This window comes from Comamonas sp. C11, assembly GCF_024496285.1.
In the GTDB taxonomy this organism is placed as follows: Bacteria; Pseudomonadota; Gammaproteobacteria; order Burkholderiales; family Burkholderiaceae_C; genus Comamonas; species Comamonas testosteroni_F.
Genome location: NZ_CP101743.1, coordinates 1,613,578 through 1,628,900, shown reverse-complemented (window position 1 = coordinate 1,628,900; position 15,323 = coordinate 1,613,578). Strand labels below are relative to the sequence as shown.

14 protein-coding genes are annotated in these 15,323 nt (G+C 61.3%); 5 read left to right on the top strand and 9 right to left on the bottom strand.

Annotated features, from left to right (window positions below):
* From NOX35_RS07440 to NOX35_RS07405, 8 genes are all read right to left on the bottom strand, one after another.
* Window positions 1–771 (bottom strand): CoA-transferase subunit beta, encoded by a 771-nt coding sequence (locus tag NOX35_RS07440; RefSeq protein ID WP_182286201.1) that lies wholly within the window; start codon window positions 769–771, stop codon window positions 1–3.
* A gap of 12 nt (window positions 772–783) precedes the next feature.
* Complete coding sequence (locus tag NOX35_RS07435; RefSeq protein WP_256496251.1) at window positions 784–1,662, bottom strand: CoA transferase subunit A; 879 nt, start codon at window positions 1,660–1,662, stop codon at window positions 784–786.
* Between the two features lie 16 nt (window positions 1,663–1,678).
* Complete coding sequence (locus tag NOX35_RS07430) at window positions 1,679–2,581, bottom strand: VOC family protein (RefSeq protein WP_182286199.1); 903 nt, start codon at window positions 2,579–2,581, stop codon at window positions 1,679–1,681.
* 292 nt (window positions 2,582–2,873) lie between these two features.
* Window positions 2,874–3,956 (bottom strand): alkene reductase, encoded by a 1,083-nt coding sequence (locus tag NOX35_RS07425; protein WP_182286198.1) that lies wholly within the window; start codon window positions 3,954–3,956, stop codon window positions 2,874–2,876.
* A gap of 9 nt (window positions 3,957–3,965) precedes the next feature.
* Window positions 3,966–4,613, bottom strand: coding sequence for a nuclear transport factor 2 family protein (locus NOX35_RS07420; RefSeq protein WP_182286197.1), 648 nt, complete (start codon window positions 4,611–4,613; stop codon window positions 3,966–3,968).
* A gap of 16 nt (window positions 4,614–4,629) precedes the next feature.
* Window positions 4,630–5,397 (bottom strand): SDR family NAD(P)-dependent oxidoreductase, encoded by a 768-nt coding sequence (locus NOX35_RS07415; protein ID WP_182286196.1) that lies wholly within the window; start codon window positions 5,395–5,397, stop codon window positions 4,630–4,632.
* A gap of 12 nt (window positions 5,398–5,409) precedes the next feature.
* The gene (locus NOX35_RS07410) at window positions 5,410–6,141 is read right to left on the bottom strand and encodes an SDR family NAD(P)-dependent oxidoreductase (protein ID WP_256496249.1); all 732 of its coding nucleotides are present in this window, start codon (window positions 6,139–6,141) and stop codon (window positions 5,410–5,412) included.
* Window positions 6,142–6,375: 234 nt separating this feature from the next.
* The gene (locus tag NOX35_RS07405; protein WP_256496248.1) at window positions 6,376–7,863 is read right to left on the bottom strand and encodes a short-chain fatty acyl-CoA regulator family protein; all 1,488 of its coding nucleotides are present in this window, start codon (window positions 7,861–7,863) and stop codon (window positions 6,376–6,378) included.
* A gap of 171 nt (window positions 7,864–8,034) precedes the next feature.
* On the opposite strand from NOX35_RS07405, the gene prpC reads away from it, so the two are divergent.
* Genes prpC through prpF form a run of 5 tightly spaced genes read left to right on the top strand, consistent with a single transcriptional unit; the run spans window position 8,035 to window position 14,225 of the window.
* The gene (gene prpC, locus NOX35_RS07400; RefSeq protein ID WP_182286193.1) at window positions 8,035–9,222 is read left to right on the top strand and encodes a 2-methylcitrate synthase; all 1,188 of its coding nucleotides are present in this window, start codon (window positions 8,035–8,037) and stop codon (window positions 9,220–9,222) included.
* A gap of 28 nt (window positions 9,223–9,250) precedes the next feature.
* Window positions 9,251–9,739, top strand: a complete 489-nt coding sequence (locus NOX35_RS07395) for a GntR family transcriptional regulator (RefSeq protein ID WP_256496247.1) — start codon at window positions 9,251–9,253, stop codon at window positions 9,737–9,739.
* A gap of 25 nt (window positions 9,740–9,764) precedes the next feature.
* A complete protein-coding gene (acnD, locus tag NOX35_RS07390; RefSeq protein ID WP_256496246.1) occupies window positions 9,765–12,392 on the top strand; it encodes a Fe/S-dependent 2-methylisocitrate dehydratase AcnD in 2,628 nt (875 codons plus the stop codon).
* A gap of 9 nt (window positions 12,393–12,401) precedes the next feature.
* Window positions 12,402–12,977, top strand: a complete 576-nt coding sequence (locus NOX35_RS07385; protein WP_182286191.1) for a 2'-5' RNA ligase family protein — start codon at window positions 12,402–12,404, stop codon at window positions 12,975–12,977.
* A gap of 54 nt (window positions 12,978–13,031) precedes the next feature.
* Window positions 13,032–14,225 (top strand): 2-methylaconitate cis-trans isomerase PrpF, encoded by a 1,194-nt coding sequence (gene prpF, locus NOX35_RS07380; RefSeq protein WP_256496245.1) that lies wholly within the window; start codon window positions 13,032–13,034, stop codon window positions 14,223–14,225.
* A 37-nt stretch (window positions 14,226–14,262) separates the two neighbouring features.
* Here the strand turns inward: prpF and NOX35_RS07375 are convergent, their stop codons facing one another.
* On the bottom strand, window positions 14,263–15,210 hold the full coding sequence (locus tag NOX35_RS07375; RefSeq protein ID WP_182286189.1) for a sensor domain-containing diguanylate cyclase: 948 nt from the start codon (window positions 15,208–15,210) through the stop codon (window positions 14,263–14,265).
* Window positions 15,211–15,323: the final 113 nt, after the last annotated feature.

Genomic DNA, 15,323 nt, shown 5'->3' with positions numbered 1-15,323 from the left:
TCAGACTCCCATGGCCGTAGCGCGCAGATTGTGCGGATCGAGCTGAGCCAGCAAGGCCAGTTGCTCGGGCGTGGGATCAGGTGTCACACCCACGTTCTCGGGGACATGGATCGGAAAGCCCGTGGCCTCCTTGACCTGCACTGCCGTCACGCCGGGATGCAGCGACACCAGGCGCACTTGATGGCTGGGTCCACCAAAGTCCATCACACACAGATTGGTGAAGATGAAGCGAATGTCGGTGGTCTCCTCCAGCGTCCAGCCCCTGGCCAGGCGTGCGGGGTTGTAGCCCACGCTGCCCACTGCATCGACCTCGCCCGACACAAATACCTTGGTGCTGTGGTTGGGAACAAAGAAGGAGTTGGCGTGGTTGATCGAATTACCGGGGAAGCCGCGCACGCCCAGCATCATGGACTTGGGGCGGGCGTAGTCGCTGCCCACCATGGAGATATTGCCCTGACCGAAGCGGTCTACCTGCACGGGACCCACCATGGCGTGGCGCTTGCCACCCCAGACGTTGTCGAAGATGCGCGAGAAGCCCATCCAACTTTCACGCTTGATCTTGTACTCACCTCGCGGGCCTACGGGCACGGGCTCGCTGACCACCCAGGCCTCCGAGTCCGTCATGATCAGATCGGTGTTGATGGACCGCATGCACAGCGAAGCCGCCAGTCGCGGCACCAGGCCGATGCCGGTGGCCAGCACCTCGCCGTCGTTTTCCCAGGCACGTGCCGCGGCGCAGATGACGCGATCTACCAATGCAATTTCACTCATCTCTTGGCCTCCTCAGAACACGGGCAAGGGCAGGCGCTTGATTGCCTCCATGCCACCCACTTTTTCCAGATATTCCTGCTCCGTGCACTGCACGTATTTCTGCTGATAGCTGTCCCAGCCGCCTTCTTCCTTGCTGCTGGCCGCGTATTCCTTGAAGTGCTTGACATCAAAGCCATACAGGGGCGCGCAGGACGATGGGTGGGCACCACCTGGCAGGTGCACGACGCCCGTGGTTTCGGAACGCTCCCAGAACACCAGGCGGGCGGCTTGCTCCGACTCGAAGCTGCTGCTCTCGACCAGTTCGTCGCAGCTCACGAAGGTGTTGGTCGCGGCGCGCGCAAACAGGTCGTCCATATAGATGTCGGGGCCGGCAATCTGGCAGACGCCGCGGGAGTCCGCGCGATCCACATGCAGCAGGGCCACATCCAGGTTGATGGCGGGCATTGCCACCCATTCCTTGCCGTCGTAAGGCGACTCGATCAGGCGGATGGAGCTGTTGTGCTTGAGCACATCGGTACCCAGACCGACTCGGGTGGGAATGTAGGGAATACGCATACCCGCAGCCTTCAGGCCCAGCACCATATGGCCTTCGTCGATTTCCATCACTTCAATGGCTCCGCTCTGGCGGGCCTTGCGAAAGTAGGGCTCAAGCGGAATGAAGTCCAGCGACACAAAGGCGAAGATCAACTTCCTGACCTTGCCGGCCGCACACAACATGCCCACATCGGCACCGCCATAGGCCACCACGGTCAGATCCTTGACTGGGCTGCGCAGCAGCTCGCGCACCAGTGCCATGGGCTTGCGCCGGGGTCCCCAGCCACCAATTCCGATCGTCATGCCATCCTTGATGGATGCCACAACGTCCTTCGCTGTCATCAATTTATTGGCCATGTCTCCAAGCCTCCTATCAGTTGTTTTCAGGGCGGCCCACGCTGAAGTCGTGCCCCCAGAGGCTTACGGTCGTGAACTCGTGCGTGATGTGGTGTTCCCAGTCGATGACGGCGCCGCCATAGCCGAACTCCAGGTCGAAGTTGGAGGGCGTCTTCATGTAGAACGAGATCATCTTGTCGTTGGTGTGCTGACCCAGAGTGGCAGAGAGCTTGACCTGGCTCTTTTGCATGCGGTCCATGGCACGGCCCACTTCGGGCATGTTGTCCACCTCCACCATCACATGCACGCAGCCCGAAGCGGAAGGGAACTCGGCCAGCGCCAGACTGTGGTGACGAGCGTTGGCGCAGTGGAAGAAATGAATGCGGACCGTGGGGCCGGCATCGCCTGCGGGCTTGAAGTTGTAGATGTCCGAAAGACCAAAGCCCAGTACATTGCGCACAAAGGCCACGGTCTTGTCGAAGTCGGGAGCGGGCAGCACGGTATGGCCCAGGCCATAGTCGCCGGTGACGAAGCGTGAAACCCCCTGGGGCGATGCGAAATGGCTGAAGTCGGACTTGAAGCCCCAGACGATCTCATGACGGTTTCCGGACGGATCCACCACGATGGCCAGCTCCTGCACATGGCGCTTGGCACACAGCTCGGAGCTGCCCATTTCGTAGTGCACATCAGCTGCCTGCAGCACCTTGAGCGCCTGCTCAAAGGCTTGCTTGTTGGCCACTTCCCAACCAGATGCGGAGTATCTGTCATTGCTGCCAGGCTGAACCTGGAAGCGGAACTGACGCTCATCCATCTTGATCAGCAGATCGCCATCGGCAGTGGTGCTTGGCATCATGCCAAGCACATCACGTGCATAGCTGACCCAGCGATCCAAATCAGAGCTCTCGGCAACAACGTACGCTAGTCCACGTATTTCCATCATGATGTCGGGGCCTCCAACCCAAATCCTTTAGTGATGCAGAGGATTCTGAAGAGGAGAGCCTTTGCAAACATCGTCCATTGAGACTAACGATCTAGCGCTTTGTCACCCAAATTTAATAGCACCCATACAAGAATCAGCATGCAGTTCAGCGGAATAGACTAGATTGCTTTCAGCCCCTTGAAACAGGCCGATCCGACACCCTTGCGACAGCCGTGAAAACCCGCAGTGCAAAAAAAGGCCGCACCCCCAGGCGGGAATGCGGCCAACACGATGAACTCAGTTTCTTGATGGATCAGACGGTCTGCACTTCTTCTGCAGACGCATAGTCGTTGTAGCCCCTGGCACCGGGGGTGTAGAGCGTGTTGCGGTCAAACCTGGCCAGAGGCAGGCCCCGGCGCATGCGCTGCACAAGATCGGGGTTGGCGATGAAATGCCGCGCAAAAGATACCGCCTTGCCCTCGCCTGCCTGCAACGCGGCTTCGGCGCTTTGCGCATCAAAGCCATCGTTGAGAATCAGGTTCTCGCCAAAGTTCTCACGCGCCAGCTTGAAGGCATCGATTGAAGGATCGAAGACCGCACGCATCACATGCAGATAGGCAATGCCCAGCCTGGCGGCCTGACGCATCAGCTCGGCATGGGTTGCAGCGGAGTTTTCATCCGCCGTGTCATTGAAGGTGTTGCCGGGGTTCAGGCGCAGCCCCACGCGATCGATGCCGATGGCCTCTCCCATGGAGCCCAGGCATTCCACGGCGAAACGTGAGCGGCTGCTGGCGTTGCCACCATATTCATCGGTACGCTGATTGGTGCTGGAGTGCAGGAACTGCAGACTCAGATAACCGCTGGTGCCATGCAGCTCTACGCCGTCAAAGCCCGCATCCATGGCGCGCCGAGCAGCCGCAGCATGTCCGGCAATCGCCTTGCGCACTTCTTCGGTGGTCAATGCCTGGGGCTGGTCGAAATCCTGCATGCCTGCTGCATCGGTCCAGATCTTGCCCTGAGCCTGAATGGCGGACGCCGATACGGAACGCACACCAGCGGGTTTGATATGGCTGCTGCCGATACGACCCGAGTGCATGATCTGCAGCACAATGGATCCGCCACGCGCATGCACGGCGTCCGTCACACGGCGCCAGCCGCGCACATGAGCGGCAGTCTCTATGCCGGGCTGACGACAGTAGGCCTGACCCGTGACCTCGGGCCAGGCCCCCTCAGCCACGATCAGGCCGGCATCAGCGCGCTGGCCATAGTGCTCGGCCATGATGTCGGTGGGCGTGCCATCGGCATCGGCGCGGTTGCGCGTCATGGGGGCCATGACCACGCGGTTCTGCAGAGCAATCTTGCCCAGCTGGATGGGCGTGAAAAGCGTTTGACTCATGCCGGCTCCTTAGCGCACACGCATGCGCGGCGCGGGTGTGCCACGGCGCATGCTTTTGAGGAACTGCTCCAGCGGCGCGGGCGCGGCCACTTGCGGCAACTCATCCTTGTCGGGGCGCCGGGCCCAGAATTCCTTCCAGCTCGGGAACAGGTCGTGGAAAGCGCCATGGTAGGGCTCACGACCGGGCCAGCGCATCTTCATGTCGCCAATCGGTGGCTTGTTCAGGTCGGAGGCATACCAGTAACAGGGCAGGCGGCGACGGAAATACCACTGGCCGTCAATGCGCTCGTAGTCGTCCCAGTACAGCATCTGCATGATGACCCACTCCGCACCGCACTCATGCTCGTTCTTGGAATAGACCACGCCGGTGGCGTGATCGCAGTCCGCGAACTCGATGATGTGCTGGCCCAGGTGGTGCGAGGTTCCCGTGAACTGCTCACGCAGCGTGCTGTCCTGCCAGGCCATGAAATGCGCACGCCCCACTTTTTCCTTGCCCACCTTGATATCGGGAGCAAACAGGTTCACATGGGCGTCCATGTCACGCATGTCCAGCGACAGGGAATACTTGCCGGCCAGCTGACGAATCGCATCCAGGGACTCCAGCCTATCGATACGCTCTTCCAGCGTTTGTGGCCACTGATTCACGGGTTCACTCATCTCTTCAGCCTCTTTCTTACAGCGCCGTCACCAGCACCGCGGAACGGCCGCCATCCACGGGCAGGGCGGCACCTGTCACATAGCTGGCCTCGTCGCTGGCCAGAAACAGCACGGCATTGGCCAGCTCGCCGGACTGCCCCACGCGCCCCATGGGAATGAGCTTTTCGGTGTTCTTGCGCGATGCCTCATCAGCCAGCATGCCGGCCGTGGCAGGCGTTTCCACCACAGCCGGGATCACCACGTTCACGCGGATGCCTGCTGCAGCACCTTCGGCAGCCGCGGCACGCGAAAAGTTGATGATGGCCGCCTTGGCTGCCGAGTAACCGGACATAAACGGTGTACCCAGAGTGCCGCAGATGGAGCTGATATTGACGATGGAACCACCCTTGGCGCCCATCAGCTTCAGCGCCGTGCGCGTCCCCCAGAAAGTGCCGTCCACCGAGGTGGAAAAATTGGCATGCCAGTCCGCCGTGGTCATGCCGTCGATGCCGCCCCAGGTGTAGGCCATGGCGTTGTTGACCAGAATGTCCAGGCTGCCATGCTTTTTGGCAGTCTGCTCCAGCGCACCGACAAACTGGGCTTCGTTGCCCACGTCGGCCACGATGGCCTCGGCACTGCCGCCTGCCGCCTTGATTCTGGCCACGACTTCTTCGAGAGGCTGTTTGCGGCGACCGCAGATCACGACGGTTGCCCCCTCCTGTGCGAAACGTTCAGCCGTTGCGGCACCGATACCGGAGCCACCACCGGTCACAAATGCAATCTTTCCTTCCAGACGCTTGCTCATGCTTGTCTCTCCTTACAGGAAGGCGCTGCCGCCGTTGACTGCCAAGTTCTGACCCGTCACAAAGCCGCTGTCGTCGCTGGCCAGGAACACTGCCACCTTGGCGATGTCTTCTGGCTCAGCCATGCGCCCCATGGGCACGCCGGCGATGATGGCATCGGCCCATTCCTGGGGAATGCCCTGCATCATGGGCGTGTTGGTGGGACCGGGAACCAGTGTGTTTACACGGATCTTCTTGGACGCCAGCTCCTTGGCCATGCCACGGGTCAAACCCATCAGGGCGGCCTTGGAAGCGCAGTAGTGCGCCGGACCGTCACCGCTGACAGCCGAGGTGCTGGAGATATTGACGATGGCACCGCCCTTGCCTTCCTGCATCTGCTTGACGGCGGCACGGGCGCAGTAGAAAGCGCCGTTCAGGTTCACGCCAATCACGCGCTCCCAGGTCGCGTCGGGAATATCGGCAAACTGGTCCACCGAGCCTACGCCTGCGTTGTTCACCAGCACGTCGACGGTGCCCAGCTTTTCGCGGATTTCGACAAACAGCGCATCGACCGCAGCGCTGTCGGCCACGTTGGAGGAACGGGCCAGATGCTTGCCAAGCTTGCCTTCCAGGGTCTGCCTGGCTGCTTCTTCGTTCAGGTCCACGGCCACCACAGTGGCCCCCTCATCGGCAAAACGCTGTGCAATCGCTCGCCCCATGCCCTGGCCCGCCCCTGTGACCACGGCAACTTTTCCGGCTAAACGCATTCTTGTCTCCTTGTTGATGTGCAATCAAAACTTGGAGACAGCGTAAAAAGAAATCGCCTTCAGCCCATCGTCCAAGAAGACTAAGCGAATTTGCGCAAAGAGCTACTGAAGCAATAGCAACCGACGCATTACAGAATTCTGTTTTGCTGCATTCTCACCTCTGTTAATCAGTTGGTGACCGCAATCCCGAGTCAGATGCCTCATCTCCAACTTCACCGTACATGGCAGCAGCAACTAACCGCCATAGGGGACAAACCCGCTCTCGTTCTCATTGACTTTGAGCGGTTTGGCCACGTACGGGAAGGCGCGTTGTGGACAAGCGCTGCGCTCGCATACCTTGCAGCCCATGCCGATAGGGGTCGCAGCTCCTATATTGCGCAAATCCATGCCTTGGGAATACACCAGCCGTGCGGCGTGCTGCAAGTCGCAGCCCAGGCCGATGGAAAAAGTCTTGCCTGGCGCCCCCCAGCCCTGACCAGCATGGCTGATGGTGCGAGCAATCCACAGGTAGACACGCCCATCCGGCATGCTGGCGAGCTGGGGAACGATGCGACCTGGCTGGGTAAAAGCCTCGTACACCACCCACAACGGGCAGGTGCCGCCTGTCTTGGAGAAATGAAAATGCGTGGCCGACTGGCGCTTGCTGATATTGCCGGCCCGGTCCACCCGGATAAAGAAAAACGGCACCCCCGGCGCGTCGCTTCTCTGCAAGGTTGAGAGACGATGGCAGACGGTCTCGAAGCCTACACCGAAGTGCCTTGCCAGCAAGTCTATGTCGTAGCGAAGGCCTTCGGCCTCACGCAAAAACACTCCATATGGCAGCACGAATGCCCCGGCTACATAGTTGGCCAGCCCCATGCGTGCCAGCCGGCGCGTGGCCTCGTCCTGCCAGGACACGCTTTGCAGCTCCCTTTCAATCAGGGAATCAAACTCCAGCAGTGCCAGTTGCGTAGCCAGCTGAAATGCCTGCTGCATAGGGCTCAGCTGCGGTGCCACATACAAGGTGCGCGTGAGCGCATCGTAGCGCCTATGGCTGCCCGCTTTCTCAGCGGCCCCGACATGAGCACGCAGAACCAATACCCCATGTCGTGCCTGCAACCGGTACTGCAGCCAATCATGCAGATGACCACCTTGCTCTGCAGCCTGCCGAGCCAGCGCTTCGGCAGCACGATCGAGCGCATCAAGGTAATTGCGGTGGGAAAAGAAGAAATCACGCACCGCCTCGAACGGCATCTGGCGCAACGGCTCAGCCAGCAGGCCTGCCATTGCGCCATTCCCGGCGACATCTCTGTGAACTGAGGTGTCGGCATCCGACCCGGCGCGGCCATCACCCAGATGGGCGGTCAAGGCCTCCAGCCGCTCGGCGTCCGCCAGGTGACGCTGGTGCATGGCCAGCAGCATCTGTGCCAACTGCGGCAGCTTGGCTGCGACCTCGCGCAGCTCGGGCAGCGGCACTGCACCTTCTGGCTGAGGCATGGCGGCCACCGCATCGCGCAACTGCGCGAGCAAGCGGGCCTCCTCATCCTCGGAGAACTGCTGGATATCGACGCCCAGCACCCTGTGAATCTTGAGCAGCACGGCCACCGTGAGCGGGCGCTGATCCTGCTCGATCTGGTTCAGATAACTGGGTGACAACTCCAGCGCCTGAGCCAGCGCAGCCTGCGTAAGACCACGCTCGGCACGCAGGCTGCGCAAGCGCACGCCCATGAATGTCTTGGCCACTTACCCGCTCCCTATCAACTGGCTTCAAAGATTCGCAAAATTTGCAAATACATGCAATCACCTTCGCAAGCATTCACCAATTCAGTTCTGTACGCATAAAAAGCAAATGCGTAGATTGCGAAGTATCGCAGACCAGCAAGGGCCTGCACTGCACATCCAAAGGAGACACCCATGAGCACTCTGACCGCCGCAACATCCCCAGCCGCCACTACCCATGCCGCCACAAGTTTCAAGCCCAAAAAGTCCGTCGCCCTGTCCGGCGTAACCGCAGGCAACACGGCGCTGTGCACCGTGGGAAAGACCGGCAACGACCTGCACTACCGCGGCTACGACATTCTGGACATTGCCGAGGTCTGCGAGTTTGAAGAGATCGCCCATCTGCTGGTGCATGGCAAGCTACCCACACAGGCCGAACTCAAGGCCTACAAAGCCAAGCTCAAGGCTTTGCGCGGCCTGCCCGGCAGCGTGAGGACTGCACTGGAACAGTTGCCCGCCGCCAGCCATCCCATGGACGTGATGCGCACCGGTGTCTCCGCCCTTGGCTGCGCGCTGCCGGAGAAAGACGACCACAACCTTCCAGGTGCGCGCGATATCGCCGACCGCCTGATGGCCTGCCTGGGCAGCATGCTGCTTTACTGGTACCACTTCAGCAACTCGGGCCGCCGCATCGAGGTCGAAACCGGGGACGACTCCATCGGCGGCCACTTTCTGCATCTGCTGCATGGCGTCAGGCCTTGCGAAAGCTGGGTGCGCGCCATGCATACCTCGCTCAATCTGTACGCCGAGCATGAGTTCAATGCCTCGACCTTTGCCGCCCGCGTGGTGGCCGGAACAGGCAGCGATATGTACTCGGCCATTACCGGCGCGATCGGCGCACTGCGCGGCCCCAAGCATGGCGGAGCCAACGAAGTGGCGTTCGAAATCCAGAAGCGCTATGACACCCCTGCAGAGGCAGACGCCGACATCCGCCGCCGCGTGGATGCCAAGGAGGTCGTGATCGGCTTCGGTCACCCGGTCTACACCATGAGCGATCCGCGCAATACGGTCATCAAGGGAGTGGCAAAAAAGCTCTCGGACGAAGCCGGCAGCACCAAGATGTACGACATTGCCGCGAGACTGGAATCGGTGATGTGGGAGGTAAAAGCCATGTTCCCCAATCTCGACTGGTTCAGTGCCGTCAGCTACCACATGATGGGCATACCCACCACCATGTTCACGCCGCTGTTCGTGATCGCCCGCACCAGCGGCTGGGCGGCGCACATCATCGAGCAGCGCCAGGACAACAAGATCATTCGCCCCAGCGCCAATTACGTGGGTCCGGATGACCTGCAGTTCGTGCCCATTGAAGCACGCCGGTAAGCCGCCGCGCGCCATGCCTGCCCAGCCCATGCAAGTCCATTCCCTGTGTATTGCCATCGCCGACAAGCTGCGCGAGCGTATTCTGAGTCACCAGCTACCGCCTGGCTCCGACCTCAACGACGGCGCGCTGGCGCGGGAGTTTGGCGTGAGCCGCACCCCTGTGCGCGAAGCCATGAAACTGCTATGCCATGAAGGCCTGTTGAGCGCACAGCCCCGGCGCGGCATGCGCGTGACCTGCCTGAGTGCAGCCCAGGTCGCCGAGGCCCGCCTGCTGAGCAGCCTGCTGGCTGGCCATCTGGCCCAGCAACGCCAGACACAGACCGCCAGCACGCAGCTTTGCGAGCAGTTGCTGCGCGTGTCGCAGGCCCGGCTCCAACTGGCACTGGGTACACAGCCCGCCATGCAGCCGACAACCCAAGCGCCGATGCTTGCACCATTGCCTGCGTCCCTTTCACAACCCCCGCACTGCCACACTGCCGGCAGCGCAGAAGCCTCACTCTCGGCTCTGGCCTATTGAGACTCCTAAAAGAATCCCCGAGACAATGACCCACCATACCTACCGCAAACCGTTGCCCGGCACCGCGCTGCACTACTTCGACGCCCGGTCCGCTGTGGAAGCCATACGCCCCGGCAGCTGGACCACACTGCCCTATACCAGCCGCATCCATGCCGAGAACCTGGTACGGCGCAGCGATCCGGCCCACCTGACCGAGTACCTCACGCAGATCATCGACCGCAAGCGCGAGCGCGACTTTCCCTGGTTTCCGGCTCGCGTGGTCTGCCATGACATCCTGGGACAGACTGCGTTGGTCGACCTGGCCGGCCTGCGCGATGCGATTGCCGGGCAAGGTGGAGATCCGGCCGCCGTCAACCCCGTGGTGCCCGTGCAGCTGATCGTAGACCATTCGCTGGCCGTTGAGTGCGGTGGCTACGATCCTCAAGCCTTTGAGAAAAACCGCGCTATCGAAGATCGACGCAATGAGGACCGCTTTCATTTCATTGAGTGGTGCAAGCGAGCCTTCAAGAATGTCGAGGTGATTCCACCAGGCAACGGAATCATGCACCAGATCAATCTGGAGCGCATGAGCCCTGTAATCCATGCTATCGATGGTGAAGCCTATCCGGATACTCTGGTGGGCACGGACAGCCACACCCCGCATGTCGATGCACTGGGTGTGATCGCCGTGGGCGTGGGCGGGCTGGAGGCCGAGAGCGTGATGCTGGGACGCGCATCATGGATGCGCCTGCCCGAGATCGTTGGCGTGAAGCTGAGCGGCAAGCGGCAGCCGGGCATTACCGCCACCGATATCGTGCTGGCCCTGACCCAATTCCTGCGTCAGCAAAAAGTGGTGGGCAGCTATCTGGAGTTCCATGGCGAAGGCGCACGCAGCCTCTCCATCGGGGACCGTGCCACCATCTCGAACATGGCTCCCGAATATGGAGCCACGGCTGCCATGTTTGCGATCGACGAACAGACGATCGACTATCTGCGCCTGACGGGGCGCGAGCCCGCGCAGGTGCAACTGGTCGAGAGCTACGCCAGACAGGCAGGTCTGTGGGCAGACAGCCTGGAAGATGCCGAATACGAACGCACGCTGAGCTTTGACCTGTCCAGCGTGGTGCGCAATATGGCCGGCCCTTCCAATCCGCACGCCCGCCTGGCAACCAGCGAGCTTGCAGCAAGAGGCATTGCAGGTGAGTGGGCGAAAACCGAGGGCCGGATGCCCGATGGGGCCGTGATCATTGCGGCCATCACCAGCTGCACCAATACCAGCAACCCTCGCAATGTGATCGCTGCCGGCCTGCTGGCACGCAACGCGCACAATCTGGGACTGACGCGCAAGCCCTGGGTCAAGACCTCGCTGGCCCCCGGCTCCAAAACTGTGCCGCTGTATCTGCAGCAAGCTGGTTTGCTGCATGACCTGGAGGCGCTGGGCTTTGGCGTGGTGGCCTTTGCCTGCACCACCTGCAACGGCATGAGCGGCGCACTCGATCCCGTCATTCAGCAGGAAATCGTGGATCGCGACCTCCACACCACAGCCGTGCTCTCCGGCAATCGCAACTTCGACGGCCGCATCCACCCCCATGCCAGGCAAGCCTTCCTGGCTTCACCGCCGCTGGTCGTGGCCTATGCGATTGCAGGCACCATCCGCTTCGATATCGAGAACGATGTGCTGGGAGTCTTCCAGGGCCGCGAAATCCGTCTCAGGGACATCTGGCCCAGCGACGTGGAAATCGACGCAGTGGCCAAGGCTGCCGTACGACCAGAGCAGTTCCGCGCGGTCTATGAACCCATGTTTGCCATCCACGCAGACCTGGGCGAAAAGGTCAGGGCACTGTATGACTGGCGGCCGCAGAGCACCTATATCCGCCGCCCGCCCTACTGGGAAGGTGCGCTGGCCGCCAAGCGCACGCTGCGCGGCATGCGCCCACTGGCCATACTGCCCGACAACATCACCACCGACCACCTCTCGCCGTCCAACGCCATCCTGATGGACTCGGCCGCAGGCGAGTATCTGCACAAAATGGGTCTGCCCGAGGAGGACTTCAACTCCTATGCCACGCATCGCGGCGACCACCTGACCGCACAGCGTGCCACCCTCGCCAATCCCAAGCTCTCCAACGAAATGGTGGTGGACGACCAGGGCCAGGTTCGCCAGGGCTCTCTCGCCCGCATCGAGCCCGAAGGCCGGACGCTGCGCATGTGGGAAGCCATAGAGATCTATATGGAGCGCAAGCAGCCGCTGGTCATCATCGCCGGAGCCGACTATGGCCAGGGATCGAGCCGCGACTGGGCCGCCAAGGGCGTGCGCCTGGCCGGTGTGGAGGCCATCGTGGCCGAGGGCTTCGAGCGCATCCACCGCACCAATCTGATCGGCATGGGGGTGTTGCCGCTGGAGTTCCTGCCCGGCACAAGCCGCCACACACTGGGGTTGAATGGCACCGAGAGCTTTGATGTCATCGGCCAGCGCGGCCCCCAGGCCACGCTTACACTTCATATCCACCGAACGACTGGTGCCTGCACCGAAGTGCCGGTGCTGTGTCGCCTCGATACCGCTGAAGAGGTCTCGATATACGAGGCCGGTGGCGTGCTGCAGCGCTTTGCCCAGGACTTCCTGGCGGACAGCGCAACGGCCGGTTCCACGTCAACGGCTGAACTTGTGAGCTAGGGAGCCGCTATGAGCCAGGCACGCATGCTGATTGTCACCCAGCCCCACAGCCCGGTACGTCATCGCCTGCGTGCCGGGGTCAACGCTTTGGGCCTTGATAGGGAACTGGGCGAGCGCCTGTTCTCTCCAGATAACTGGCACCAAACCTGGTGTGGCCCGTTTGACTCCGGGCAAGAGGCACTGCTCGCCCTGCTGGCCGCAGGCAATGCCGTGCAAGCGGCACAGCTGAAGGCCTTCGAGCTCAGCTTCGACCGCATTCACGGTGAGGTGGGCGAGCGCATTCACTGGTCTTTGCGCACCCGCGAACGTCCAGAGCCTTTCAAGCAACTGCCGGCAACGCTGCAGACCGAGTTGAAATCCCAAGGCTTCAAGGATGGGGGCCATAGACCGCACATCACCATCAGCTACAGAGCACTGCATGCCCTGCCCACTCGGCGTATCGATCCCGTCGACTGGCTGGTCGATGAGATCCAGCTGGTCGAGCGAACCGGCACAGGCAAGCAGTTACGCTACCAGGTACTGCATCGCTGGCCATTGGCTTGCGGCTCTCCGCCTCATCCCCAACAGCTACGCCTGTTTCACTGATTCAAGGCCCAAGCCCTGGCTTGAGCCTTGAATACCTTGTTTGTTTGCCATTCCATGTCCCTCACTTCGCAAATCCGCATTCCCGCCACCTATATGCGCGGAGGCACCAGCAAAGGTGTGTTCTTCAAGCTTCAGGATCTGCCCGAAGAGGCCCGGCAGCCCGGTCCTGTTCGCGACGCCATCTTTCTGCGCACCCTGGGCAGCCCCGACCCCTATGGCAAACAGATTGACGGCATGGGCAATGCATCGTCCTCCACCAGCAAAGGCGTGATACTCAGCCAGAGCGCAAGTGCCGATCACGATGTGGACTATCTGTTCGGCCAGGTTTCCATCGATCAGCCTTTTGTGGACTGGAGCGGCAACTGTGGCAACCTGAGTGCTGCCGTCGGCCCCTGCGCCATTCACATGGGTCTGATTCCCGCCGAGCGCATTCCGCTCAACGGCGTGGCCACCATCCGCATCTGGCAAGCCAATATCGGCAAGACCATCATCAACCACGTGCAGATCCGCGATGGCCAGGTGCAGGAAACCGGGGACTTCGAACTTGACGGCGTGACCTTTGCCGCCGCCGAAGTGGCCCTGGAGTTCCTGGATCCCGCCGATGATGGTGAGGACGGCGCTGCCATGTTTCCCACCGGCAATGTCAGCGAAGAGCTGGATGTACCCGGCATCGGCCGCTTTTGCGCGACCCTCATCAATGCCGGCATTCCGACCATCTTTCTCGATGCCAGAGAGCTGGGGTACACCGGCTGCGAACTGCAGCATGCCATCAACAGCGACGGCCCCGCCCTGGCCAGGTTCGAGGCCATCCGCGCCCATGGCGCACTCAGGATGGGCCTGATCAAGCATCTGGACGAAGCCGCCACACGCCAGCACACGCCCAAGATAGCCTTTGTCGCTCCTGCGCAAAGCTATATCGCATCAAGCGGCAAGGCCATTGCCGCCAAGGATATCGATCTAGTGGTGCGGGCGCTGTCCATGGGCAAGCTGCACCACGCCATGATGGGCACGGCCGCCGTCGCCATCGGCACGGCTGCCGCCATTCCCGGCACACTGGTCAATCTGGCGGCGGGCGGCGGCGAGCGCCAGTCCGTACGCTTTGGCCATCCCAGCGGAACCCTGCGTGTGGGGGCCGAAGCCAGGAGCGAGCAGGGTCAATGGCAGGTCACCAAGGCCTTGATGAGCCGTAGCGCCCGCATTCTGATGGAAGGCTGGGTACGGGTGCCTGGCGAGGCGCTTCAGGCCTGACACCAGGTATTTCGCTGCCAAGAGCCTGCAGCAAGGCTCAAGTGCTCAAGGTCACGCTTTCAATCCGGTGGCGGCCTTTGTTCTTGGCCACATAGAGCTGCCGGTCCACGGCTTCTATAAAGCCGGCAGGTCGATCATGCTCTGCCGGCAACACCGTACCCGCGCCAATGCTGACGGTCACCCTCCGGCCATGGGGCGACAGCGCATGCACGATGGACTGCTTCTGGATCAGGCGCTGGCAGCGCTCGGCCACCTTTTGCGCGGTTTCGGCGTCGGCTTCGGGCAGCAGCACCACAAACTCCTCGCCACCGTAGCGCGCCACCAGGTCACGCTGTCCATCCAGCGCCAGGCTCAGGGTCTGAGCAATATCCACCAGGCATTTGTCTCCCTGGATATGACCGTACAAATCGTTGTATTGCTTGAAGAAGTCGACATCGAACAGCAGCATGGACAGGGGCTTGCCATCGCTGCGCGTGCGCTCCCACTCTTGCTCGAAGCTGGTATCGAAGCAGCGTCGGTTGGCAATGCTGGTCAGACCATCCTTGAAGGAGAGCACCTCCAGCTCCTTTTGCAGACTCAGCAGCCTTTCCTCGGTCTTTTTGCGTTCGCTGATGTCGAACATGAAGCCGATCAGCGCCTGAGCCTCACCTTGCTCGTTGCGCACCACATGGACCACATCGCGAATCCAGACATAGCCGTTGTCCTTGGTCAGCGCGCGATAGTCAGCCTCATGGTCCACGCCGGCCTGGGACTGGCTCACACAGAAATTCACCACATATTCGCGGTCGTCGGGGTGCATGCGCATGGCCCAGTCTTCGACGCTGACCCAGCTTTCACGGCTCCAGCCAAGCAGGCTTTCGATCTGAGGACCGATATAGGCGAACTTCATGGTCGCCCAGTCGATCTTCCAGGGAATGGCCTTGGTGGACTCCAGCAAGGTTCTATAGACCGCACTCTCGCTCTCAAGCTCGCTCACATCAGACATAAGCCGTCTCTCTCCCGATCTCAATCGATAAAACAACAGGCCCGGCTGTGGTTCCGGCCTCGACCCGGCCCATCAGACAGCCTGCAGTCTTTCACTCCCTGAAAGCCCGAGGC